The sequence below is a fragment of the Microbacterium sp. NPDC055442 genome, assembly GCF_053644215.1.
The window spans coordinates 35778-59446 of record NZ_JBSHLF010000002.1 but is presented as its reverse complement, the minus strand read 5'-3'; the positions used below and the strand labels follow the sequence as shown (position 1 = coordinate 59446).

Genomic DNA, 23669 nt, shown 5'->3' with positions numbered 1-23669 from the left:
CCGTGCGTGTGCGACGGCGACAAGAAGTCTAGACTCGATCCCACCCGAAGCCGATGTCGTTCCGCACCGGTACCGAAGGAGTTGCCGTGGTCCAATTCGAAGTTCCCGCAATCGTCCCCGCAGACCCGCAGGCAAACGTCAGCGACCTGCTCGTCGAACGCGTCAAGCTCACCCCGAACCGGCCGCTGTTCGCCGTTCCCGACGGTGAGGGCTGGCGTGACATCACGGCAGCCGAGTTCCATGCCCAGGTCATCGCACTCGCGAAGGGCTTCGTCGCGGGGGGCATCGAGCCCGGCGACAAGATCGGATTCGTCGCTCGCACGACGTACGAGTGGACCCTCGTCGACATGGCCCTCTTCTTCGCGGGTGCCGTCATGGTGCCGATCTACGAGACGAGTTCGCCCGCGCAGATCGCGTGGAACCTCTCGGACTCGGGCGCCGTCGCCTGCATCGTGGAGTCCCCGGACCACAGCGCACGACTCGACGAGGTGCGCGCCGACGTCCCGCTCGTGCGATCGGTCTGGGCCATGCACAAGGGCGACCTCGACAAGCTCGTCGCCGATGGTGCATCCGTCACCGATGACGAGATCGAACGCCGTCGCAACCTCGCGAACGGGTCGGACATCGCGACGCTCATCTACACGTCCGGCTCGACCGGACGTCCCAAGGGGTGCGTGCTGACGCACAGCAACTTCGTCGAGCTCTCGCGCAACTCCGCCAAGGCGCTGCACGAGGTCGTCGAGACGCCGGGCGCCTCGACGCTGCTGTTCATCACGACGGCGCACGTGTTCGCACGCTTCATCTCGATCCTGGACATCCACGCCGGTGTGAAGACCGGCCACCAGCCCGACACGAAGCAGCTCCTGCCGGCGCTCGGCTCCTTCCAGCCGACCTTCCTCCTCGCCGTCCCGCGCGTGTTCGAGAAGGTGTACAACTCCGCCGAGCAGAAGGCCGAAGCGGGAGGCAAGGGCAAGATCTTCCGCGCCGCCGCCCACGCCGCCGTCGAGCACTCCACGCTCCTGCAGGACGGCAAGAAGGTGCCGCTCGGCCTCAAGATCAAGTTCGCACTGTTCGACAAGCTCGTCTACAGCAAGCTGCGCACCGCGATGGGTGGGCGCGTCGAGTACGCCGTCTCGGGATCGGCTCCGCTCGGGCCGCGCCTGGGTCACTTCTTCCACAGCCTCGGCGTCACGATCCTCGAGGGCTACGGCCTGACCGAGACGACGGCGCCCGCGACGGTCAACCTCGCGAACAAGTCGAAGATCGGCACCGTCGGCCCCGTGCTTCCCGGGATCGGCGTCCGGCTCGGGGAAGACGGTGAAGTCGAGGTGCGTGGCATCAACGTCTTCAAGGAGTACTGGCGCAACCCCGAGGCGACGGCCGAGTCGTTCGACGGCGACTGGTTCAAGACCGGCGACATCGGTTCGTTCGACGACGAGGGCTTCCTCACGATCACGGGCCGCAAGAAGGAGATCCTCGTCACGGCCGGTGGCAAGAACGTCGCCCCCGCTGCGCTGGAAGACCCGATCCGGGCGAACCCGATCGTCGGGCAGGTCGTCGCTCTCGGCGACCAGAAGCCCTTCATCGCGGCGCTCATCACGCTCGACTCCGAGATGCTGCCGACCTGGCTTGCGAACAACAACCTGCCGGGTGACATGTCCCTCGCGGATGCCGCCGCGCATCCCGCCGTCCGCGCCGAAGTGCAGCGTGCGATCGACGAGGCCAACGCGTCGGTGTCGCGTGCCGAATCGATCCGCAAGTTCACGATCCTCGCGACGGAGTGGACCGAGGCGAGCGGTCACCTCACTCCCAAGATGAGCATCAAGCGCAACGTCATCCTCGATGACTTCGCCGCCGAGATCGACAAGATCTACGACGTTCCCGTCAACACGACGAACGTTTCGCTGGGCTGACGCGCAGGACCGGGTGCGCCGCGGCTCACCCGGTCCTCAGCGCGCGCTCCCCGGTCATCGAGTAGCGCCGCACCGCCCACCCGGTGGTCCAGTAGCGCCCCCACCCGTCGCCCCCCGGTCATCGAGTAGCGCCGCAGGCGCGTATCGAGATGCGGACCGGAGCAGTCGCAGCTCGATACCCCGGGATCTCGATACGCGCGCTTCGCGCGCTACTCGACATTGATCCGAGCCGCATCAACGCGCGCTACGCGCGCATCGATCCTGCTCGCATCAAAACCAGTCCGACTCCCGGATCTGGCGCATCGCGACACGGCGGGTCTCGGCCGGAAGACGATCGAGGAAGAGCATGCCGTCGAGGTGGTCGGTCTCGTGCTGAAGGGCCTGGGCGAGCAGCCCCTCCCCCTCGATCACGACGTCGTTGCCCTCGAGGTCGGTGCCGACGACCTTGGCCCGCGGGTGGCGCAGGGCCTCGTGCCACAGACCCGGCACGGACAGGCAGCCCTCGGCGACCAGCTCGGGTTCACCGTCGACCTCGACGAGCACGGGGTTGAGCACGTAGCCGATGTCGCCGTCGATGTTGTAGCTGAACGCGCGGACTCCCACGCCGATCTGGCAGGCGGCGACCCCGGCGCGACCGGGCAGTGCGACGGTGTCGAGCAGGTCCTGCACGAGCGAGCGGATGCCGTCATCGACGACGTCGACGGGCGCACCCGGCGCCCGCAGAACGGGGTCGCCGAAGACGCGGATCGGACGGACCGCCATGTCAGGCGGCCGCCGCGAGCGAGCGGAGTCCCTCGACCACCTTCGCGGCGAGCTCACGGGCGGCGAGACGGGTCGCAGGCTGCAGATCTCGGAACGCGATGGCGCTGCCGGCGGCGACGTGCGCGTCGTACGGCATCCGCACGACGGCGCGCACGCGCGAGCGGAAGTGCGCCTCGAGCTCGTCGGGCCGCACGAGTGGAGCACCGGGGCGGGCGTTGTTGAGCACGACGACCGCGCCGCGCACCTGCTCGGCGTAGCCGTTCGTCTCGAGCCAGGTGAGCGTCTCGGACGCCAGTCGCGCCTCGTCGACGCTCAGCCCGGTGACGATGACGAGCTGATCGGCGAGCCCGAGTGTCGCCTCCATGACCGAGTGGACGACGCCGGTTCCGGTGTCGGTGAGCACGATCGAGTAGTAGTGCGCGGCGATCGAGGCGACGTCGTTGTAGTCGTCATCGCTGAACGCTACGGACACGCGCGGGTCGCTGTCCGACGCGAGGACGTCCAGGCGAGTCTCATCGCGCGCGACGATGCCGGAGAGGTCGTTGTAGCCGACGACCTCGGCATGCGTGCGCACGAGATCGCGCACGGTCTTGCCGCTCGTGCGACCGATGCGCTCGGCGAGCGTTCCCCGGTCGGGGTTCGCGTCGACGGCGATGACGCGGTCATCGCGAGCGTCGGCGAGCGCCATGCCCAGCAGTGTCGTGATCGTCGTCTTGCCGACGCCGCCCTTGCGCGACATCACCGGCACGAAGCGGGCACCGCCGTTCAGCGGCGCCGAGATGCGACGGTCGAGCTCCTTGCGCGCCCGTGCGCGCTTGCCGTCACCGAGGTTGATGCGCCTGCCCGACAGCGAATAGACGAGGTGCTGCCACGCGCCTTCGGGCTCGGGGCGCACGACGTGGTGCGGGTCGAGCAGACGATCCGCCGTCAGCAGATCGGCGCTCTCACGATCGGCTTCGAACTCGCCGATCCGCTTCGAGGTCAACGCGACATCAGCGCGCGACGGCACACGCTCGAGGGCGTGACCGCGCGCAGGACGCGGTGAATCGGGATGCTGCGCCTCCCAGCGCGTCGTCGGGATCGACGACGTCACGGGTTGCGCGGCCTCGGCGGGCGTCTCATCGGAGTGAGCTGTCATGGCATCCTCCACCTCTTCGGCGTCGGTGATGTCTTCGGACGGCGACGCCGCGGCGGGCGAAGCCGAGTCGGCGACGATCTCGGCTTCGGCGGTCTCGAGCGGAACCTCGTCGTCGGTGCGCGCGTCGACCAGTGCCGCGTACCCGAGTTCGATGGGCACCTCGTCGCCGATGACGTCGTCTTCGTCGTCGTCTTCGGCCGCCACGGCGAACGACAGGTTCACCTGCGCCGTGGCGCCGTTGAGGATCCCGATCCCGGCGGTGTCGAGGCTGCCCGCGTCGGAGAGGACGCCGTTCAGGGCATCTTCGTCAGGTTGGTCGGGGCGATCAGACGTCACTGCGGGTCTCTCCAAAGGCGGGTGTCGAGCGTGTACGGCCCTCCAGGTTACTGCGCGGGGCGGATGACGACCAAAAGGTCGCCCGCCTCGACCTGCTGCGTCGCGCCGATCGCGAGTCGCTCGATGACGCCGTCGACGGGAGCCGTGATCGCCGCTTCCATCTTCATCGCCTCGATCGAGGCGAGCGACTGACCGGCCTTGACGGTGTCGCCGACGGTCGCCTTGACCGTCACGACACCGGCGAACGGCGCGGCCACCTGACCCGGCTTGCTCGTGTCCGCCTTCTCGGCCTGGCGCGTCTCGACCGCGATGCTGCGATCACGGACATATACGGGGCGGAGCTGACCGTTGAGGGTCGTCATGACGGTCCGGATGCCCTTGGCGTCGGCCTCGCCGATTGCCTCGAGACCCACATACAGCTGCACGCCGGGATCGATCTCGGCGACGTGCTCTTCGCCCGGCTTGAGTCCGTAGAGGTAGTCGGGAGTCCCGAGCGCCGACAGGTCGCCGTACGCCTGGCGGTTCTTCTCGAACTCCTTGGCCGGGGCGGGGAAGAGCAGTCGGTTGAGCGTGCGCTGACGCGTCGGGGCGTCGCCCGCGAGTCCCTCGCGCTCTTCGTCCGTGAGGGGAGGCACGCTGATCGACACCTCGCGACCTTCGAGGACCTTGGTGCGGAAGGGCTCGGGCCAGCCGCCGGGCAGATCGCCGAGTTCGCCCGCCATGAACCCGACGACCGAGTCGGGGATGTCGTAGCTCTGCGGGTTCTCGGCGAAATCGGCCGGATCGGCCTTGGCCGCCACGAGAGCGAGAGCGAGGTCGCCCACGACCTTCGACGACGGGGTTACCTTGGGGATGCGGCCGAGAATCCGGTCCGCCGCCGCGTACATGTCCTCGATGAGCTCGAAATCGTCGGCCAGACCCAGCGCGATCGCCTGCTGGCGCAGGTTCGACAGCTGGCCTCCCGGGATCTCGTGGTGGTACACCCGACCCGTCGGCGACGGCAGACCGGACTCGAACGGGCGGTACAGCTGGCGCACGCCCTCCCAGTAGGGCTCGAGATCGCTCACGGCCTGAAGATCGATTCCGGTGTCCCGGTCGGTGTGCGCCAGGGCGGCGACGAGCGACGACAGTGACGGCTGGCTCGTCGTGCCGGACAGCGGCGCGGCAGCGGCGTCGACGGCGTCGACCCCGGCCGCGCTGGCGGCGAGGAGCGTCGCAAGCTGGCCGCCCGCCGTGTCGTGCGTGTGCAGGTGCACCGGCAGGTCGAACCGATCGCGCAGCGCTGTGACGAGCTTGGCCGCCGCGGCGGGACGCAAAAGGCCCGCCATGTCCTTGATCGCCAGCACGTGCGCGCCGGATTCGACGATCTGCTCGGCCAGACGCAGGTAGTAGTCGAGCGTATACAGGCGCTCAGCGGGGTCGAGAAGGTCGGCCGTGTAGCAGACCGCGACTTCGGCGACCGCCGTGCCCGTCTCGAGAACGGCCGCGATCGCGGGGCGCATCTGGTCGACGTCGTTGAGTGCGTCGAAGATGCGGAAGACGTCGACACCGGTCGCGGCGGCCTCGCGCACGAACGCGTCGGTGACCTCGACCGGTCGCGGCGTGTATCCGACCGTGTTGCGTCCGCGCAGCAGCATCTGGATCGGGATGTTGGGGATCGCCTCGCGCACAGCCGCGAGCCGTTCCCACGGGTCCTCGGCGAGGAACCGGAGCGCGACATCGTAGGTCGCGCCGCCCCACGCCTCGACCGACAGCAGCTCGGGTGTCATGCGGGCGACGTGCGGGCCGATGCGCACCAGGTCGCGCGTTCGCACGCGCGTGGCGAGGAGGGACTGGTGGGCGTCGCGGTACGTGGTCTCGGTGACCGCGAGCGGTGTCTGTTCGCGCAGCGCACGGGCGAAGCCCGCGGGGCCCAGGTCGCGGAGGCGCTCGAGCGTTCCGGCCGGTGCCGGGGCGGTGAGGTCGATGTCGGGAAGCTTGCTGCCGGGCGACACGGAGACCGGCTTCTCACCGTACGGCCGGTTGACCGTGACATCGGCGAGCCAATTGATCAGTTTCGTCGCGCGGTCGCGCGACGGGTGGCTCGTGAGCAGCCCCGGACGCTCTTCGATGAACGCCGTGCTGAGGTCGCCCGCGACGAAGGCGTCGTCATCGAGCACGGCGCGCAGGAACGGGATGTTCGTCGCGACACCGCGGATGCGGAACTCCGCCAGCGCGCGTCGCGCGCGGGCGACGGCGGCGGGGAAGTCGCGTCCGCGGCACGTCAGCTTGGCGAGCATCGAATCGAAGTGCGGGCTGATTTGGGATCCCGCGGCCGTGGTACCGCCGTCGAGACGGATGCCGGCGCCACCGGGCGACCGATAGGTGGTGATGCGCCCCGTGTCGGGGCGGAATCCCTGCGACGGATCCTCCGTCGTGATGCGGCACTGCAGCGCCGCACCGCGCAGCACGATGTTGCTCTGCTGCAGACCGAGATCTTCGAGGGTCTCCCCCGCGGCGATCCGGATCTGCGACTGCACGAGGTCGACATCCGTGACCTCTTCCGTCACGGTGTGCTCGACCTGGATGCGGGGGTTCATCTCGATGAAGACATGCTGGCCGGCGCGTTCGCCGGCCGTATCGACGAGGAATTCCACCGTGCCGGCGTTGCTGTAGCCGATGGATTCGGCAAAGGCGACGGCATCCCGGTGGATCCGCGTGCGCAGCTCGTCATCGAGGTTCGGGGCGGGCGCGATTTCGATCACCTTCTGGTGACGACGCTGCACCGAGCAGTCCCGCTCGAACAGGTGCACCGTGTGACCCGTGGCATCCGCGAGGATCTGCACCTCGATGTGGCGCGGGCGTACGACGGCCTGCTCGAGGAAAACCCGGGCGTCACCGAACGCGGCGCCGGCTTCGCGCATCGCCTCGGCGATGGCCGGGGGCAGGTCGCCCGCTGTCTCGACGCGACGCATGCCGCGGCCGCCGCCGCCGGCGACCGCCTTGACGAAGATGGGGAAGCCGATGTCGTCTGCCTGGGCGACGAGTGCGTCGACATCGTCTGACGCGGGGGTGGACTTCAGCACCGGTACGCCCGCGGCGATCGCGTGCTCCTTGGCGGTGACCTTGTTGCCGGCCATCTCGAGCGCCTTCGACGGGGGCCCGATGAACGTGATGCCGTTCTCGGCCGCGCGGGCGGCGAGTTCGGGGTTCTCGGAGAGGAACCCGTAGCCCGGGTAGATCGCGTCCGCACCGGATTCGAGAGCGACGCGGATGATCTCGTCGACGTCGAGATATGCCCGGACGGGGTGACCCTGTTCGCCGATGACGTAGGACTCGTCCGCCTTCTGGCGGTGGAGTGATCCGCGGTCTTCGTAGGGGAAAACCGCGACCGTGCGCGCCCCCAGCTCGTATGCCGCGCGGAACGCCCTGATGGCGATTTCACCGCGGTTGGCGACCAGAATCTTTCGGAACATGTGCACCTCGCAGAGCGGCCACGACGATGGGCCAAGTGTGCTCTCAGCCTAGGGGACGGTAACGTAGTCGCTTGTGCACGTACTCTCGGTGAGCTCCCTCAAGGGCGGCGTCGGCAAGACGACCGTTACACTCGGGCTCGCCTCGGCGGCCTTCGCACGGGGAGTGCGCACTCTCGTGGTCGATCTCGACCCGCAATCCGACGTCTCGACGGGTATGGACATCCAGGTCGCCGGGCGACTCAATGTCGCCGATGTGCTGGCCAATCCCAAGGAGAAGGTCGTTCGTCAGGCGATCACGTCGAGCGGCTGGGCGAAGGTGCACCCCGGCACGATCGACGTGATGATCGGCAGCCCGTCCGCGATCAACTTCGACGGCCCGCATCCGAGCGTCCGCGACGTGTGGAAGCTCGAGGAGGCGCTGGCCACGATCGAGCCCGACTACGATCTCGTGCTCATCGACTGCGCCCCCTCGCTCAACGCGCTCACGCGCACGGCCTGGGCCGCCAGCGACCGCGTCATCGTCGTGACCGAGCCCGGCCTCTTCTCGGTCGCGGCCGCCGATCGCGCCCTGCGCGCGATCGAAGAGATCCGACGGGGACTCTCCCCCCGTCTGCAGCCGCTCGGCATCGTCGTGAACCGCGTGCGCCCGCAGTCGATCGAGCACCAGTTCCGCATCAAAGAGCTGCGCGACATGTTCGGTCCGCTCGTGCTCTCGCCGCAATTGCCCGAGCGCACGTCGCTGCAGCAGGCGCAGGGTGCGGCCAAGCCGTTGCACATCTGGCCCGGGGACTCCGCTCAGGAGCTCGCGGCCGACTTCGATGCGCTGCTCGACCGCATCATGCGGACGGGGCGTATCCCCACGCCGACCGCGTGACGCGCTGACGACCCTTCGACAAGCTCAGGGCCCGCGTTCCGGCACACTCCAGGGCCCGCCTTCGGCAGGCTCGGGAACCGACGCTTCGGCAGGCTCAGGGACCGCGTTCCGGCATGCTCCAGGGCCGGCCTTCGGCAGGCTCAGGGACCGCCCTTCGACAAGTTCAGGGACCGCCTTCCGTTACGCTCCAGGGCCGGCCGTTCGGCAGGCTCAGGGACCGCCCTTCGACAAGTTCAGGGACCGCCTTCCGTTACGCTCCAGGGCCTGCCGTTCGGCAAGCTCAGGGACCGACCCTTCGACAGGCTCAGGGACCGACCCTTCGACAGGCTCAGGGACCGACCCTTCGACAGGCTCAGGGACCGACCCTTCGACAGGCTCAGGGACCGGCCCTTCGACAGGCTCGGGGACCGCCTTCCGTTACGCTCAACGGCCGGCCGTTCGGCAAGCTCAGGGACCGACCCTTCGACACGCTCAGGGACCGCCTTCCGTTACGCTCAACGGCCGACCCTTCGACAGGCTCTGGGACCGGCTCTCGGCTCGTTCGGGCGCGGACCGTTCGGCAGGCTCGGGGGTCGTGCGTTAGAAGGGGGCGGGTTCGTTGTTCGGGTGGAAGGTGGGGGTGCGTCGTTCGGGTTCGACGAGGTATTTTCGGCCGGTGGGTGAGGTCCACTCGATGGTCCCGTTGCACCTCTGGGTGAGGGCCCATCGGCCGTGGTGCTTGATGGTGTGGTGGCCGGTGCATAGGGGGGCGAGGTTGGTCAGGGCGGTGGTTCCGCCGTGTTCCCAAGCGATGGAGTGGTCGATCTGGCATCGCCAGGCGGGGATCCCGCATCCGGGGGCCATGCAGCGGTCCGCTCGCCAGGCGGCCAGCTTCCGCAGTGATTTCGGGGGCCGGTATTGCCGGCGACCGACGGAGAGCACCATCCCGGTCTCGGGGTGGGTGAGGACCCGCATCCACCCGTCCGCGCTCCCGCACAGTTCGCGTGCCCGCTCGATCGGGATCGGCCCGATTCCCTCCACGGTCGCCGGGACGTCCTCCTCCCCGGTGCCCAGCAGCGCCAACGCCGGGACAGTCACGACAACGGTGGGCCGGATCCCGCGGGCACTGTCGGGGTGGGTGGTGGTGTCCCCGTCGATGAGGAGGTCGCACAGCGCATCGGCGCGGCGCTCATCCAGGGACCGGTCATCGTCGTCACCGCCCAGGGTCTTGGCGATCGCGGTGACCCGCCCGTGGATGGCGTGGGCCTCGACGGCGGGAAGGTACGCGGTCAACCACGCCATCCCGTCATCAACGGTCTCCACACGCACATGCCGTTGCCGCAACGCGACCGTGTGCCGTTCGGTCAACGTGGTGTGCCGTTCGGTTTCGATGAGGTCACGGAGTTTGCGGCGAAACACCCCCACCGGCTGTGTTTCGGCCAGGGCGACCGCGCGGGCGGTGAGAGCCTCACGCAGGACAGGGTCGAGGGGATCGAGCAGGTCCACCAGCACCGCGGCATGCTGCTCGCTGATCCGGGCAGCCCCCAGTGAGGTCAACGCGGCCGGGTACCGGTGCACCAGGGCATCGGCACGGACCATGAGGCGCTCGGCGGCATGCTCGGTGATCCGCAACGCCGCGGCCAGCTCCAGACGCACCGAACGCTCCGCGACCCCGGCAAGACCGGCACCATACTGCGCAGCATCCGACATCGCCGCCACCCGCAACCGATCGATCACCACATAGCGCTCCGCGGTGAACACCGCGACCATCCCATCGACCTCGACCACCCGATCCACCCGATCCAGATGTACGAGCTCGGCTTCATCTTCCATGCGCCAACACTAGAACACACCTCCGACATCGGAGCCGGCGGTTGCAATGGGTGGCTGCGCCCTGGCGAGCTCCTCCGCGTTCGAGAAGTTCAGGAGCCGAGTGTGGCGGAGTGTGGCGTCTCCTCCGCGAGACCCGCATCGGGTCTGGCAGGAGCGCGGGGCGCGGGCCGGTGAGAAGGGCAAACCGAGCGGAGGCGACGCCTCACGACCCTTCGACAGGCTCAGGGACCGCCCTTCGACAGGCGCAGGGACCACCCTTCGACAGGCTCAGCGCCGGGCCGCTGGCGACGACCCTTCGACAAGCTCAGGGACCGGGGCGGCCAGCGACGCCCTCCGACAAGCTCAGGGACCGGGGCGGCCAGCGACGACCCTCCGACAAGCTCAGGGACCGGGGCGGCCAGCGACGACCCTCCGACAAGCTCAGGGACCGGGGGCGACCCTTCGGCGAGCTCAGGGACCGCCCTTTGGCAGGGTCAGCGCCGGGCGGCTGGCGACAACCCTTCGGCAGGCTCAGCGCCGGGCGGCTGGCGACGACCCTTCGGCGAGCTCAGGGACCGGGGCGGCCGGGGCCACCCTTCGAGGGGCTCAGGGACGAGCCTTCGACGAGGTCAGGCCGTGCGGGCGGCGCGACGCGCGGCGAGCTCGTCTTGGATGTCGGGCACCTGCGGGTCGAACTCGACGAGCGTCGATTCGACTTCGCGCAGCACCTTGCCCACGGCGATGCCGAAGACGCCCTGTCCGCGGCTGACGAGGTCGATGACCTCGTCATTGGACGTGCACAGGTACACCGACGCACCGTCGCTCATGAGGGTCGTACCGGCGAGGTCGCGGATGCCGGCGGCACGCAGCTGATCCACGGCCGTGCGGATCTGCTGAAGCGAGATGCCGGTGTCGAGAAGTCGCTTGACGAGCTTCAGCACGAGGATGTCGCGGAACCCGTACAGACGCTGCGAGCCGGAGCCGGATGCCCCGCGCACGGTCGGCTCGACGAGCTCGGTGCGCGCCCAGTAATCGAGCTGGCGGTAGGTGATTCCCGCTGCGCGTGCCGCGACGGCTCCCTTGTAGCCGGCCTCGTCGTCCATCTGCGGAAGGCCATCGGTGAAGAGGAGGTCGGCGACGAATGTCGGCTCGCCTGCCGTTTCTCGAGCGGTCATACGCTGATCCTCCCCATCGGACTCCTCCACGCTAGATCAGCGCGACGCCCCGAGCAATGACATCCGCTCTGGCGTGTCGCGCCGCGGCTCAACCGAGCAGCCGGTCCAGCGCCGTGCGGACGAAGATGGCGCGCACGTCTTCGAGTCGCTTGGCCAGCTCCGGAGCGACCTCTGCGGCACGGCCGCGCGAACCGGCATCCGTCCGTCGCAGCAGCGGTGCGAGCGCCGACTCGACGAGGGCGACATCGCGCTCCGAGCTCTGGCGCAGGGCCCGAACGTGACGGGGCTCGATGCCGTGACGATCCAGCGCGACGAGTGCGCGCAGCAGCGCGACGGTCTGATCGGTGTAGCTCTCGGAACCTGCGATGATCCCCGTGCTGATCGCGTCGTTGAGCAGCTGGGGGGCGGCTCCGGCCGTCGCGAGGAGCTCTTCGCGGCGGAATCGTCGCGGAGCCGGGACGATCGACGGGACCGACGCCGGCTGCACGGGCTCACGGCCCGCGTCGAGGTCGGCGAGATACTCGCGGATGACGCTGTGCGGCATGAAGTGGTCGCGCTGCAGAGTCAGCGCCAGGCGCAGCCGCTCGACGTCGGCGGGAGAGAATTTGCGGTAGCCCGACTCGGTCCGCGTGGGCGTGATGATGCCCTGCACTTCGAGGAAGCGCAGCTTGCTCGCCGACAGTCCGGGGAATTCGGGGGCGAGTCGCGCAAGCACCTGACCGATGCTGAGCAGACCCGCGGACGTAGACCGTTCGCGGGGGGCGGGAGCCGCCATCAGTCGTCCGCCGCCTGAACCAGGTCGGCGGGTGAGACGAAGAAGTTCAGACGGAACTTGCCGATGCGCACTTCGGCGCCGTTGCGCAGCGTCGCGCGGTCGGCCCGCTCCCCGTTGACATAGGTGCCGTTGAGGGAGCGCTGATCGACGAGCTCGAACGATGTGTCGCTGCGCGTGATCTCGGCGTGCCGACGCGACACCGTGACGTCGTCGAAGAAGATGTCGGCCTCGGGGTGGCGTCCGACGGTGGTCACATCCGTGTCGAGCAGGTAGCGTGCACCCGCCGTGGGACCCGAGCGCACGAGGAAGAGCGCGGCTCCCGAAGGGAGCGCGTCGATCGCATCGAGTTCAGGACCGGACAGGTCACTGCCGAACGGCACGAACGAGAGGTCGGAATCGTGGCCGAACGTCTGCGTCGTATCGTGCGCTCGCTCGGCACCCGCGCCACGGCGGATGTCGTCCGGTTCGGGTCGACGGTTGTCCTCCACGGTGCTCCTCCTTCTGCGCAAAGCCTATCCGATCGGTCCCTCCGTGAAACAGCCGGATCCGCCGATCCGTCGACGGCGATCCGCCGAAGTGTTTCGCAGTGTTTCGCGCGGGATGTCTCGAGCGCTCGGGCGGCCTAACGTGGCTGATCGAACCTACTGACAGGAGCCCACCGTGTCGAGTCCGCACTTTCGCACATCACCCGCCCCGGCGCGTGAGGCTGCGACGTGCATGTGCGCGTTCGACGGTGTCTGCTCCTCGTTCGCCCGAGGCCACGCGCTGCACCTGATCCAGGCGCGCCTCGCATCGGCGACTCCCACCGAGTGGTCCGACGCGATCGTCGAGCAGACGGATGCCGCAGAGGGCACCGTCGTCGTGCGCACGCTCGACGGCGAGGCCATCGAGCTGTGGAACGGCTCCGGCGCGGCCGATGCCGTCGCCGTCGGAACGCCGGTCGCCGTGCACGCGCGCTACGACGTCCTGGCGGTCGGACGCCGTCAGTTCAACGTGCTGCGAGGCTGATTCAGGCCATCGCGTTCTTCATGGCCATGCACGCGTCCATGCACGCCTGACAGGCCTGCGCGCACATCCGGCAGACCTCGCTGGCATCCGCGTGCGACGCGCACTCGTCCATGCACATGCGGCACATCTCGATGCACGCGTCGAGCATCGCCATCATCGCCGTGGCGTTCATCCCCTGCATGCGCAGCATCGAGCGCATCATCGTGTTGCACATGTCGGCGCAGTTCATGCTCGTCGTGGCGCACGACATCAGCTGGGTCGCGCACACCGTGCACGCCTGCTCGCATGCGGCGCACGCGTCCATGCACGCCTGCATGAGGGACATGTCCATCGTGTCCATGCCGGGCATCTTCATCATGTCCTTCGACATGGCATCCATCATCATGGCGTCCATCACGGGCCTCCTCGTCACGGCTGAGGCGGGCGTGGTCCCGCCTTGCCGTCATGCTAAGCGGACAGCGCCCGCACAGTAAGGGGTTGGCTAGGCTCGAACCGTGATGACACAGGTTTCCCACCGCGTCTCCCGCGGTCTCCTCGCCCTCTTCGCGGTGCTGCTGGTCGCGGCATCCGCTCTCATCGCCTCTCCCGCGGCGGCGCACGACCGGCTCATCGGGTCGGATCCCGCCGCCGGCGCGACCGTCGACGAGTCCCCCGCCCAGCTGACGCTCACCTTCAGCGGAGTGATCTCACCCGACGCCGGGGCCTCGGAGGTCCAGGTGACGGATGCCGCGGGCACACAGCTCGCCGGAGACCCGGTCGCCGCCGACAACACCCTCACGGTGCCGCTCGTCGCGCAGGGCGAGGGCGCGGTCACCGTGCTCTGGAAGGTCGTCTCGAGCGACGGCCACCCCATCTCGGGCGAGTACGGCTTCACCGTGACGGCGGCCGCTCCCGAGCCGGCACCGGAGCCGACCGAGACGGCCGAGACGAGCCCCACGACCGAGCCGAGCGCGCCGGTCGAGACGGCGGAGCCGGCCGAGACGGAGACGCCGGTCACCGAGGCCCCCTCGGATGCCGCCGACATGACCCCGTGGATCATCGCGGGCATCGTCGTGCTCCTGGCGGTCGTCGGCGGGATCATCTACCTCGTCGCCTCGCGAGCCCGTCGCGCGAAGGCCGCTCAGGCCGACTCCGCGAACACCTCCGAGCGTTAGGCTGGAACACATGCCTCACTACGACGTCGTCATCCTCGGCGCGGGCCCCGGCGGCTACGTCGCGGCCGTCCGCAGCGCTCAGCTCGGCCTCTCGGTCGCGATCATCGAAGAGAAGTACTGGGGCGGTGTCTGCCTCAACGTGGGATGCATCCCCTCGAAGGCACTCCTGCGCAACGCCGACCTGGCGCACACCTTCACCCACAAGGCCGAGCTGTTCGGCATCTCGGGCGACGTGCACTTCGACTTCGGCACCGCGTGGGATCGCAGCCGCAAGGTCGCCGACACGCACGTCAAGGGCATCCATTTCTTGATGAAGAAGAACAAGGTCACCGAGTACGAGGGCCGCGGCTCGTTCACCGGGCCGAAGGCGATCACGGTCACCACGTCCGACGGCGCGACCGAAGAGATCACGTTCGACAACGCGATCATCGCGACCGGGTCGACCGTCCGTCTGCTGCCCGGCGTCACCCTGAGCGACAACGTCGTGACCTATGAGGAGCAGATCCTCACGCGCGACCTGCCGTCGTCGATCGTCGTCGTCGGCGCCGGCGCGATCGGCATGGAGTTCGCGTTCGTTCTCGCCAACTACGGCGTCAAGGTCACGATCATCGAGTTCCTCGACCGCGCGCTGCCCAATGAGGACGCCGACGTCTCGAAGGAGATCGCGCGCCAGTACAAGAAGCTCGGCGTCGACATCCTCACCTCGACCAAGGTCGAGACCGTCGTCGACGCGGGCGACAAGGTCACCGTCACCTACACGGGCAAGGACGGCGCGCAGGGCTCGATCGAGGCCGACAAAGTGCTTATGTCGATCGGCTTCGCCGCCCGGGTCGAGGGCTTCGGGCTCGAGAACACCGGTGTCAAGCTCACCGAGCGCGGCGCGATCGACATCGACGATCACATGCGCACCTCGGTCCCCCACATCTACGCGATCGGCGACGTCACGGCCAAGCTGCAGCTCGCACACGTCGCCGAGGCGCAGGCCGTCGTCGCGGCCGAGACGATCGGCAAGGCCGAGACGATGACGCTCGGCGACTACCGGATGATGCCGCGCGCCACGTTCTGCTCACCGCAGGTCGCGTCGTTCGGTCTCACGGAAGAGCAGGCCCGCGCCGCCGGCCACGAGATCAAGGTCGCGAAGTTCCCGTTCTCGGCCAACGGCAAGGCGAACGGCCTCGGCGAGCCCGTCGGCTTCGTCAAGCTCATCGCCGACGCCGAGCACCTCGAGCTGCTCGGCGGCCACATGATCGGCCCCGACGTGTCCGAGCTTCTTCCCGAGCTGACACTCGCCCAGAAGTGGGACCTGACGGCGCTCGAGGCGGCACGCAACGTGCACACGCACCCGACGCTGTCCGAGGCCGTTCAGGAGGCCTTCCACGGCCTCGCCGGTCACATGATCAATATGTGACGCGACCCGGATCAATGCTGTGCAGCAGCGTTGATGCGGGTCGGGTCAGATCGAGTAGCCGGCGCAGCCGGCGTATCGAGATCTTCACCCGGATCAATGCTGCGCAGCAGCGTTGACGCGGGTCGGGTCAGATCGAGTAGCCGCCGCAGCCGGCGTATCGAGATCTTCACCCGGGTCGATGGGCCCGGCTTTGCCGGGCCCTTCTCCGTGTCACTCCCCGAGGGCCCTCGCGAGTTTCGATGCGGATGCCGCGGGCACACCGCCGACGGCGCTGATCGCCGATCCGGCGGCGGCGAACAGCGCCGCCCGCGCGTCGGCGTCGGTCGATGCGGCGGGTCCGAGCTCGACCTCCCATTCGCGCCAGCGGCGCACCGTGCCGGAGCGTTCGTCGGTCGCCACGACGCGGTCGTCGACGAACTCGGCCACGATGCCGCCCTCTTCGTCGAGCAGGAGATACGGCGTCCGGGTGTTGAGGATCCGCGCGATGAGCTGCAGCGGCGCCTCCGTCACCGCCGCGACGGCGGAGCGCACAGCCGACGGCACGACGTCGTCGTCGGGGCCCAGCGGCCAGCCGAGCTCGACCCGTGCGAGCCCTTCCCGCGGGCCCTTCAGATGCCACCCGGCATCCGGACCGCCCGTGCGCCGACGCACGGCGACACCCGCGCGTGCGAGTTCGAGCCCTGTGCTGTCGAAGTACCGGGCGTCCAGGTCACGACGCGGTGCCTCCTCGACACGCGCGATACCCGGCACGCCCTCCCACTCGGGCAGCGGCGCGGCGTCGTCGACGTCGAACGTCAGCTCGATCTCGACCGAGCGGATCGGCTCGTCGGGATCAGTCGTCCCGGCCATCGGGATCGGGGTCGATGTCCTCGGTCGCCTCGACGTACACGAAACGGACCTCGGTGGGACCGTCGTCGTCGCCCGTGTGCGTCTCGTCGCCCTCGCGGCGATAGATGAGCTGCCCCTCGCCATAGGGGGCGATGTACGTGTCGGTGACGCCCTCCTCGAGCGGAAGGATCTGCCCGTCGAGCGGGCCGCCATGCAGTCTCGCAAGTGCCATGGCCCGAGCCTACCCCCGCATCCCCCGGTCGATCCGGCCGCGCGGCCGCCCTGCATAGACTCGAGGCGTGAAGGCCATCCGAACGTTCACCGTCCGCCCCGTCCTCGCTCCCCCGCTCGCCGCCCTCGATCGGCTCGCCGCCAACTGGCGCTGGTCGTGGAGCCGCTCGACGCACGCGCTGTTCGCCTCGATGGACCCCGGGCTGTGGTCACGGGTCGGCGAGAACCCCGCCCGCATGCTCGGCGCCCTCGGCCAGCACCGCCTCGACGATCTCGCGTGCGACGACGCCTTCGTCGCGCGCGTGCACGCCGAAGACGCCCGGCTCACGGCGTACCTTTCCGGCGACCGGTGGTTCCAGCGGATCGAAGGCCCCGTGCCCGAGCACATCGCGTACTTCTCGCCCGAGTTCGGCGTCGACGGCTCGTTGCCGCAGTACTCGGGCGGTCTCGGCATCCTCGCCGGCGATCATCTGAAGAGCGCGTCCGATCTCGGTGTCCCCCTCACCGGCATCGGGCTCTTCTATCGTGCGGGGTACTTCCGCCAGTCGATCGGCGATGACGGCTGGCAGCGCGAGAGCTACCCCGTGCTCGACCCGTACGGGCTCGGGCTGACCCTGCTGCGCGACGAGTCCGACTCCCCCGTCGAGATCGCGCTCGATCTGCCCGACGGCCGTCGCCTGCACGCGCGCGTGTGGATCGCCGATATCGGACGCGTGCCGCTGCTGCTGCTGGACTCCGAGACGCCGTCGAACACCGACGAGCTGCGCCGCGTCACCGACCGGCTGTACGGCGGGGGCGGTGAGCACCGCCTGCTGCAGGAGCTGCTGCTCGGTGTCGGCGGCGTGCGGGCGGTACGCCGGTGGAGCACCCTCACCGGGCGTGCGCAGCCGGACGTCTTCCACACGAATGAGGGGCACGCCGGGTTCCAGGGCCTGGAGCGCATCGCCGAGCTGGCATCGCACGACGGGCTGTCGTTCGGCGAGGCCCTCGTTCAGGTGCGCGCGTCGACCGTCTTCACGACGCACACGCCCGTGCCCGCCGGGATCGATCGCTTCCCGCGCGACCTCATCAAGGCCTACCTCGACGGCGGGCTGTTCGCCGGACTCGACGTCGAGCGTGCGCTCGCACTCGGCATCGAGGATCACGACGGCGGCGATCCCCACGTGTTCAACATGGCCGTCCTGGGTCTGCGCCTCGGCCAGCATGCCAATGGCGTCTCACGTCTTCACGGCGAGGTGAGCCGGGGGATGTTCGGCGCGCTGTGGCCCGGCGTCGACACGGCTGAGGTGCCCATCACCTCGATCACGAACGGCGTGCACGCTCCGACCTGGGTGCACCCCGCGATCAAGTCGCTGAGCGAACGGGTCTTCGGCGACGCGCACGCCGACGCCCATGATTGGAACGACCGCGACCGGGTGTCCGACGACGAGCTGTGGAGCATCCGCGCCCAGATGAAGGGCGAACTCGTCGCCGAGGCGCGCCGCCGGGTCGCGGCATCCGTCGTCGAAGGCGGCTCCGGCGCGGTTCCGGCATGGGTCGACACGCTGCTGGACCCCGCGGTGCTGACGATCGGCTTCGCCCGCCGCGTTCCGACCTACAAGCGACTGACGCTCATGCTGCGCGACACCGAACGGCTCACCCGCCTGCTGACGGACCCCGAGCGCCCCGTGCAGATCGTCATCGGCGGCAAGTCGCATCCCGCAGACGACTCCGGCAAGCTCCTCATCCAGGAGCTCGTGCGCTTCTCGCAGAACCCGCGCGTGCGAGGGCGCATCGTGTTCCTCCCCGATTACGACATCACCCTCGCCAAGAGCCTGTATCCGGGATGCGATGTCTGGCTCAACAACCCGCTGCGCCCCCTCGAGGCGTGCGGCACGAGCGGGATGAAGGCGGCGCTCAACGGCGCGCTGAACCTGTCGATCCTCGACGGCTGGTGGGACGAATGGCACGACGGCCGCAACGGCTGGGCGATCCCCACCGCCGACACGGCGTCCGACGACGAGGAGCGCGACGACGCCGAAGCCGCGGCGCTGTACGACCTCATCGAGCACCAGCTCGTACCGACGTTCTACGACCAGGAGGGCGGCGCGCCGCGCGCATGGCTCGAGATGGTGCGGCACACCATGACCGACCTCGGCCAGAAGGCCACGAGCGACCGCATGGTGCGCGACTACGTCACGCGCCTGTATCTGCCGGCATCCGTCAACGACCGCGCGCTGCGCACCGACGACTTCGCGCAGGCGAGGGGCCTCGCCGCCTACGTCGCGCGCGTGCGGGAGTGCTGGGCGGGCGTGCGGATCGACGCCGTCGACGGCTCGGGCATCCCGCAGCATGCGCGGGCCGGCGACACCCTCGAGGTGCGCGCCCGCGTGCGACTGGATGCTCTCTCGCCCGAGGACGTCGCGGTCGAGCTCGTGTACGGTCCGACCGATGACGACGGCGCGTTCACGCCCGAGCCCGCCGTGCAGCGGCTCGCTCCGAGCGGCGACGCCGCCGACGGGGTGACGACGTTCGCGGGTTCACTGCCGCTCGAGGTGACGGGCAGGTTCGGCTACACCGTGCGCGTCGTGCCGACGCATCCGCGGTTCGTCTCGCCCGTCGAGCTCGGACTCGTCACGTACGCCTGACATCGTCCTTCGCGGCTTCTTCGCGCTGCTTCTTCTCGGCCTCGGTGCGCTCCTTCTCGACGGCCTCGCGCGCATGGCGAAGCTCGTCCGTCGCGACGTGCACGGCGTCTTCGGCACGCTGCACGCGACGCAGTGTCAGCGACGGCGCGCCGTGACGCTGGCGCACGCGGTCGGCGTCTTCGCGCGATGCGACGATCATGTACGAGCTCGCGATGAGGATGGCCTGCGTCGAGAGGTTCAGCCACAGCAGCAGCGCGATGAGCGACGCGAAGGTCGCCAGCAGCGGGTTCGACGACGCTCCCCCGACGAACCACGACGACAGCTGCTGCAGCACCGTGAGAGCCACGCCACCGAGGGCCGCGCCCGTCAGCAGCACGCGCCGGCTCGGGCGTACGCCGGACAGCACGCGGAACAGCACAGCCACCACGGTCGCGTCCAAGAGGAACACGATCAGGATGCTGCCGGCCCGGGCGACGAAGACCGCGAGGGGGTCGTCCTCGGTCAGTCCGACCCACCCCGTCACCATGCCGATGCCGACATCGGTGAGGACCATTGCCGCCGCGGCGGCGGCGAGGGCTGCGCCGATCCCGATCGCGAGGGCGAGGTTGCGCAGAATCACCCAGATGAACAGCACGTCGTCGTGAACGATGTCGGCGAGTGTGCGCAGCGCCGTTCGCAGCGAGCCGATCGCGCCGATCGCGGCGCCGATGAGCCCCGCGAGCGAGAGGATGCCGGCGATCGTGAGCCCCGCGGGCGCCTGGATGTCGTCGGGGTCGACGATCGAGCCGACGAGCCCGGGGATCGCGGCATCGACGGCGTCGATGAGCGCCTGCCACGCCGCGGGGTTGCCCGCGAGCCACAGCGCGGCGACCGAGAACCCGAGCAGCACCCCCGCGAAGACGCTGAACAGGGTCCGGTAGGTGACGCTGTCGGCGAGCATCGGTCCGCGATGCTCGCTGTAGTGCAGGAACGCGCGCACGGCCCGCAGTGAGAGCGCCCACGCCGTGACGCGCGCGACGAGGCCCGGACGAGGCGCTGCGGGAGTGTTCATGTCGTCAGGCTATCGACGGGCTTCCCTGCTCACGCACCCGTTGACACGAGCCCCGCGCTCAGGGCAGGACCCGCGAGGATTCCGACCCATGCGCCGGCGAGCATGAACGGACCGAACGGGATGCGCGTGCGTCGATCCGCCCGTCGCAGTGCGAGCATCGCGGTGCCGAACACCCCGCCGAGGATGAAGCCGGCGAGTGAGCCCACCGCGACGGCATCCCATCCGACCCAGCCGAGCACGAGTCCCACGACGCCGGCGAGCTTGACGTCACCTCCGCCCATGCCGCGCGGGCTGATCAGGCGCAGCACGAGATAGAAGGCGAACATCCCCGCCATCGCGAGCAGCGCGCCGATCAACCGACGCCCGTCGGCCCCCAGCAGGCACGCCAGCGCCAACAGCCCGATCGTGATCGGGTAGGCCGGCAGCACGATGATGTTCGGAAGCCGGTGCGTGCGGATGTCGATGACGCTGAGGGAAACGCTCAGCGCCGCGAACAGAACGAACACGACGCTGAGCGTGAGGTTCACCGCAGACACACGTGCATCCCGTGACGGAATGTGCGCGATCCCAGAGCGGCCCGGCCTCCCCCTCCCTTGATCATGAGAGATTTCTCATGTCTCGTCAAGTTCCCCGTGTTGTTCAGGCATCGAGGATGTCCAGACTCACCCGGACCGTCATGCCGTCGACGATGCCTTCCGCCTCGCGCACGGACTTCTTCAGGGGCAGGACGTAGGCGCCCCGTTCGACGTCGGGGAAGATCGAGGTGCGCCAGCGGGAGCCGCCGATCTGCGCCTCGACGCGCACCGATCCGAAGCCGCGCACCGGTCGCGGGATCTCGCGGATGTCGGCGGACAGCGCCTCGGGAAGGCCCGCGAAGAACCAGTCCTGCTGCTGCCGGGCATGCCAGAGGAAGACCTCTCCGTCGAAGTCGACGATCACTGCTGTCTCCTCTTCGCTCGAGCTCCGGTGCCCCAGCATGCCACCCCCGCTTCCGCCGCCGGCACCCCCTGTGGACAACCGCCGAGCCACGAGCCGCGGGGCGGAATGCGGCTATGGTGGCCGAACACAGGGCCGGAGGCGACCGGCAGCGTCGACGGAGGGAACGCAGCGGTGAACGGCAGTCGACGCGTGCGCGACACGGTGGCCCTGCTGGCAGGGCTTGCCGTCGTCGCGGTCATCATCTGGCTCGATGTGGCCTCGGGCATCTGGCAGGACCTCGTGGTGCTGTCAGGCCTCGCCGCGGGGCTCGTGACGTTCCTGCTCACCGTGCTGGTGCTCGACCGTGTCGTCGCCCGGTCCACGGCCCGACGCTGGGCGCCGGTCAACCGTCTCGCCTTCTCGGAGTTCCTGCACGATCTCGCCGATGACGAGCACAGCGAGATCTCGCGCGGTCGCATCGTGACGCGGGCACTGCCGACGCTGAGCACGACGCCGTCCTCCCCCGACTACGCCGACGACCTGCATCTCCTGCGTGAGAGCATCGTCGACGAGCGGGCACGGCTGGCGGACTCGCTCAGCCGCTGGGCCCCGTTCCTCGCCTCCAGCGGCGACAACGCGGCCATCCTGCTGCACCTCGCCGACATCGCTCTCGCACTCGACACGGTCCGGGATGCCGCGCTGCAGGCGGAGGAATCGCTCACGAGCGCCGACCACGACCTCGTGATGCACGAGATCGACGCGTGCAACGACCGGCTGGGCGCTCTCGCGGCCGAGCTGGTCAGCCGTCTCGCGACGCCCGAGCGCCCGCGGCGATCACTCGCGAGGACGTGACGGCGCCCGGCGCCCTCCGGCCGTTCGCGCGCCGGCCCCCGGCGCGGGCGGCGTAGACGCCGAAACCGACCAGAGCGGCGCCGATGATCCACGCCGCGAGCGAGCCGGTGCCGGCGAGGATCACGACGATGCCCAGCGCCGAGACGGCCGCGATCCCGAATGCCGCCCATCCCGTGCGCCGGGATGTGCGCGAGGGTCGGCGCTCGAACACGCCTGCGGCGCGGGCGACGACGGCGGTCGCCACTCCCGCCGCGACGAGCCACAGGGGCCGGGAGGCCCACCAGTCCGCGGAGACGGGGGCGGGAAGGTCGATCGGCAGGAGCAGCAGCACCCCGGCGAGGGCGAGGAGCACGAGCATGTGCCACGCGTACACCGTCATGGCGTGCGCGCCGACGGCTCGCGTCGCACGCGCGATCGGCGCGCGCGCATGCCACGCCCGCAGGCGGGGGCGCAGCAGTTCGAACGCGCACAGTTGCACGACACCGAGCAGAACGAGCGCGCCGGTGGGCGGGTTGAGCGCGTCGAAGAGATCCGCCGAATAGAGGCCGGCCGATGTCGTGAGGGCGAGAACCGCGAGAGCCGCCGAGCCGAGCCGGAGGATGCGGCCTCGACCGAGCGAGGACAGTCGCCCGTCGGCGACGAAGTATCCGAGCTGCTGCACGAGCATCCAGACGAAGAGCAGGTTCGCCAGGCCCACGGCTTCGACACCCGTCGCGATGCGCGTCAGGTCCACGGCGAGGACGGCCGCGGCGAGCAGGCCCACGGTGAGCGCCGGCGCGCGCTCGTGGCACGCGACGGCGATCGGCACGAGCAGCGTGCACAGAAGATAGACGGCGAGGAACCAGAGCGGCTGGCTGATGCGGAACCCGGCTTCGGCGACGATGGCAGGGTCGACGCCGACGATCGTGAGGATCGCGAGGAACACCCCGGTCGCGACGAGCGCCGCGAGTGCCGGAACCGTCAGCCGCCGCACGCGTCCGACGATGTACGTGCCCGCTCGCTCTCCCCCGGCACGCCTGCGGGTCCAGTCGGCGAACGACGAGAATCCGCCGAGCACGAAGAAGAGCGGCATGACCTGCACGACCCAGGTCGTCGCGGCGAAGCCGTCCCACATCGACATGGCGTTCTCGAAGACGGGCGCACCGTCCGGCGCGCTGACGCCGACCATCATGGCGTGCAGCGCGACGACGATCACCAGACACGCGGCGCGCGCGACATCGACGGCCGAATCCCGCGCGACCAGGGGCGGGCGATCCGTGGCGGGCAGAGCCCGACGAGCGGTGAGCAGAGACATGCGAGACCTTCCGGCGACGCGTCCACGACGCCGCACGAGAATCGTCTCGCCAAGGTTTCGCACGCGGCATCCATCCCCG

General features: G+C 69.4%; 21 protein-coding genes. 7 read left to right on the top strand and 14 right to left on the bottom strand.

Annotated features, from left to right (window positions below; translation table 11 throughout):
* Window positions 1–86 precede the first annotated feature (86 nt).
* Complete coding sequence (locus ACWIBS_RS04750; RefSeq protein WP_376126166.1) at window positions 87–1913, top strand: AMP-dependent synthetase/ligase; 1827 nt, start codon at window positions 87–89, stop codon at window positions 1911–1913.
* A 270-nt stretch (window positions 1914–2183) separates the two neighbouring features.
* Here the strand turns inward: ACWIBS_RS04750 and ACWIBS_RS04745 are convergent, their stop codons facing one another.
* The 3 genes from ACWIBS_RS04745 to ACWIBS_RS04735 are packed head-to-tail and all read right to left on the bottom strand — an operon-like array spanning window position 2184 to window position 7604.
* On the bottom strand, window positions 2184–2675 hold the full coding sequence (locus tag ACWIBS_RS04745; RefSeq protein ID WP_376126162.1) for a peptide deformylase: 492 nt from the start codon (window positions 2673–2675) through the stop codon (window positions 2184–2186).
* A gap of 1 nt (window position 2676) precedes the next feature.
* A complete protein-coding gene (locus ACWIBS_RS04740) occupies window positions 2677–4149 on the bottom strand; it encodes a MinD/ParA family ATP-binding protein (protein ID WP_376126159.1) in 1473 nt (490 codons plus the stop codon).
* A gap of 47 nt (window positions 4150–4196) precedes the next feature.
* Window positions 4197–7604 carry a pyruvate carboxylase gene (locus tag ACWIBS_RS04735; protein WP_376126156.1) on the bottom strand — a complete coding sequence of 1136 codons (3408 nt, stop codon included), beginning with the start codon at window positions 7602–7604 and terminating at the stop codon, window positions 4197–4199.
* 73 nt (window positions 7605–7677) lie between these two features.
* Between ACWIBS_RS04735 and ACWIBS_RS04730 the strand changes: the two genes are divergently transcribed.
* Window positions 7678–8478 carry a ParA family protein gene (locus ACWIBS_RS04730; protein WP_376126153.1) on the top strand — a complete coding sequence of 267 codons (801 nt, stop codon included), beginning with the start codon at window positions 7678–7680 and terminating at the stop codon, window positions 8476–8478.
* Window positions 8479–9057: 579 nt separating this feature from the next.
* Here the strand turns inward: ACWIBS_RS04730 and ACWIBS_RS04725 are convergent.
* The 4 genes from ACWIBS_RS04725 to ACWIBS_RS04710 form a co-directional block, all read right to left on the bottom strand.
* On the bottom strand, window positions 9058–10290 hold the full coding sequence (locus ACWIBS_RS04725; protein ID WP_376126150.1) for an HNH endonuclease signature motif containing protein: 1233 nt from the start codon (window positions 10288–10290) through the stop codon (window positions 9058–9060).
* Window positions 10291–10898: 608 nt separating this feature from the next.
* On the bottom strand, window positions 10899–11444 hold the full coding sequence (locus ACWIBS_RS04720) for a MerR family transcriptional regulator (protein WP_376126147.1): 546 nt from the start codon (window positions 11442–11444) through the stop codon (window positions 10899–10901).
* Between the two features lie 88 nt (window positions 11445–11532).
* Window positions 11533–12219, bottom strand: a complete 687-nt coding sequence (ftsR, locus tag ACWIBS_RS04715; protein ID WP_376126144.1) for a transcriptional regulator FtsR — start codon at window positions 12217–12219, stop codon at window positions 11533–11535.
* The gene (locus ACWIBS_RS04710; protein WP_376126141.1) at window positions 12219–12707 is read right to left on the bottom strand and encodes an FHA domain-containing protein; all 489 of its coding nucleotides are present in this window, start codon (window positions 12705–12707) and stop codon (window positions 12219–12221) included. The genes ftsR and ACWIBS_RS04710 overlap by 1 nt, the downstream gene beginning before the upstream one ends.
* A gap of 229 nt (window positions 12708–12936) precedes the next feature.
* On the opposite strand from ACWIBS_RS04710, the gene ACWIBS_RS04705 reads away from it, so the two are divergent.
* A complete protein-coding gene (locus tag ACWIBS_RS04705) occupies window positions 12937–13227 on the top strand; it encodes a hypothetical protein (RefSeq protein WP_376126139.1) in 291 nt (96 codons plus the stop codon).
* A gap of 1 nt (window position 13228) precedes the next feature.
* On the opposite strand, the gene ACWIBS_RS04700 is transcribed toward ACWIBS_RS04705, so the two are convergent.
* Window positions 13229–13621, bottom strand: coding sequence for a hypothetical protein (locus tag ACWIBS_RS04700; RefSeq protein WP_376126136.1), 393 nt, complete (start codon window positions 13619–13621; stop codon window positions 13229–13231).
* 103 nt (window positions 13622–13724) lie between these two features.
* Between ACWIBS_RS04700 and ACWIBS_RS04695 the strand changes: the two genes are divergently transcribed.
* On the top strand, window positions 13725–14381 hold the full coding sequence (locus ACWIBS_RS04695) for a copper resistance CopC family protein (protein ID WP_376126518.1): 657 nt from the start codon (window positions 13725–13727) through the stop codon (window positions 14379–14381).
* A gap of 10 nt (window positions 14382–14391) precedes the next feature.
* Window positions 14392–15789 (top strand): dihydrolipoyl dehydrogenase, encoded by a 1398-nt coding sequence (gene lpdA / locus ACWIBS_RS04690; protein WP_376126133.1) that lies wholly within the window; start codon window positions 14392–14394, stop codon window positions 15787–15789.
* A 210-nt stretch (window positions 15790–15999) separates the two neighbouring features.
* Here lpdA and ACWIBS_RS04685 read toward each other — a convergent pair whose 3' ends face one another.
* Entirely contained in the window at window positions 16000–16638 is a 639-nt protein-coding gene (locus ACWIBS_RS04685; RefSeq protein WP_376128096.1) for a CYTH domain-containing protein, read from the bottom strand.
* Entirely contained in the window at window positions 16622–16849 is a 228-nt protein-coding gene (locus ACWIBS_RS04680; protein WP_376128098.1) for a response regulator, read from the bottom strand. Before ACWIBS_RS04680 ends, ACWIBS_RS04685 begins: the two co-directional genes overlap by 17 nt.
* Before the next feature lie 67 nt (window positions 16850–16916).
* Between ACWIBS_RS04680 and glgP the strand changes: the two genes are divergently transcribed.
* Window positions 16917–19475, top strand: a complete 2559-nt coding sequence (gene glgP / locus ACWIBS_RS04675) for an alpha-glucan family phosphorylase (RefSeq protein ID WP_376128100.1) — start codon at window positions 16917–16919, stop codon at window positions 19473–19475.
* On the opposite strand, the gene ACWIBS_RS04670 is transcribed toward glgP, so the two are convergent.
* From ACWIBS_RS04670 to ACWIBS_RS04660, 3 genes are all read right to left on the bottom strand, one after another.
* Window positions 19462–20526: a YihY/virulence factor BrkB family protein gene (locus ACWIBS_RS04670; RefSeq protein ID WP_376128101.1), complete on the bottom strand. Its 1065-nt coding sequence runs from the start codon at window positions 20524–20526 to the stop codon at window positions 19462–19464. The two genes, glgP and ACWIBS_RS04670, sit on opposite strands and share 14 nt — an antisense overlap.
* A gap of 29 nt (window positions 20527–20555) precedes the next feature.
* Entirely contained in the window at window positions 20556–21062 is a 507-nt protein-coding gene (locus tag ACWIBS_RS04665; protein WP_376128103.1) for a prepilin peptidase, read from the bottom strand.
* A 103-nt stretch (window positions 21063–21165) separates the two neighbouring features.
* On the bottom strand, window positions 21166–21465 hold the full coding sequence (locus ACWIBS_RS04660) for a DUF1905 domain-containing protein (protein ID WP_376128105.1): 300 nt from the start codon (window positions 21463–21465) through the stop codon (window positions 21166–21168).
* Window positions 21466–21636: 171 nt separating this feature from the next.
* Between ACWIBS_RS04660 and ACWIBS_RS04655 the strand changes: the two genes are divergently transcribed.
* Window positions 21637–22296, top strand: coding sequence for a hypothetical protein (locus ACWIBS_RS04655; protein WP_376128106.1), 660 nt, complete (start codon window positions 21637–21639; stop codon window positions 22294–22296).
* On the opposite strand, the gene ACWIBS_RS04650 is transcribed toward ACWIBS_RS04655, so the two are convergent.
* Window positions 22244–23590, bottom strand: a complete 1347-nt coding sequence (locus ACWIBS_RS04650) for an acyltransferase family protein (protein ID WP_376128108.1) — start codon at window positions 23588–23590, stop codon at window positions 22244–22246. The genes ACWIBS_RS04655 and ACWIBS_RS04650 overlap by 53 nt on opposite strands.
* Window positions 23591–23669: the final 79 nt, after the last annotated feature.

Excerpts from the sequence above, each read along its gene's own strand:
- ACWIBS_RS04745 (WP_376126162.1), bottom strand. The coding sequence starts at position 2,675 with ATGGCGGTCCGTCCGATCCGCGTCTTCGGCGACCCCGTTCTGCGGGCG.
- ACWIBS_RS04735 (WP_376126156.1), bottom strand. The coding sequence starts at position 7,604 with ATGTTCCGAAAGATTCTGGTCGCCAACCGCGGTGAAATCGCCATCAGG.
- ACWIBS_RS04725 (WP_376126150.1), bottom strand. The coding sequence starts at position 10,290 with ATGGAAGATGAAGCCGAGCTCGTACATCTGGATCGGGTGGATCGGGTG.
- ACWIBS_RS04720 (WP_376126147.1), bottom strand. The coding sequence starts at position 11,444 with ATGACCGCTCGAGAAACGGCAGGCGAGCCGACATTCGTCGCCGACCTC.
- ftsR (WP_376126144.1), bottom strand. The coding sequence starts at position 12,219 with ATGGCGGCTCCCGCCCCCCGCGAACGGTCTACGTCCGCGGGTCTGCTC.
- ACWIBS_RS04705 (WP_376126139.1), top strand. The coding sequence starts at position 12,937 with ATGTGCGCGTTCGACGGTGTCTGCTCCTCGTTCGCCCGAGGCCACGCG.
- ACWIBS_RS04700 (WP_376126136.1), bottom strand. The coding sequence starts at position 13,621 with ATGGACGCCATGATGATGGATGCCATGTCGAAGGACATGATGAAGATG.
- ACWIBS_RS04695 (WP_376126518.1), top strand. The coding sequence starts at position 13,725 with ATGACACAGGTTTCCCACCGCGTCTCCCGCGGTCTCCTCGCCCTCTTC.
- lpdA (WP_376126133.1), top strand. The coding sequence starts at position 14,392 with ATGCCTCACTACGACGTCGTCATCCTCGGCGCGGGCCCCGGCGGCTAC.
- ACWIBS_RS04685 (WP_376128096.1), bottom strand. The coding sequence starts at position 16,638 with ATGGCCGGGACGACTGATCCCGACGAGCCGATCCGCTCGGTCGAGATC.
- ACWIBS_RS04680 (WP_376128098.1), bottom strand. The coding sequence starts at position 16,849 with ATGGCACTTGCGAGACTGCATGGCGGCCCGCTCGACGGGCAGATCCTT.
- ACWIBS_RS04670 (WP_376128101.1), bottom strand. The coding sequence starts at position 20,526 with ATGAACACTCCCGCAGCGCCTCGTCCGGGCCTCGTCGCGCGCGTCACG.
- ACWIBS_RS04650 (WP_376128108.1), bottom strand. The coding sequence starts at position 23,590 with ATGTCTCTGCTCACCGCTCGTCGGGCTCTGCCCGCCACGGATCGCCCG.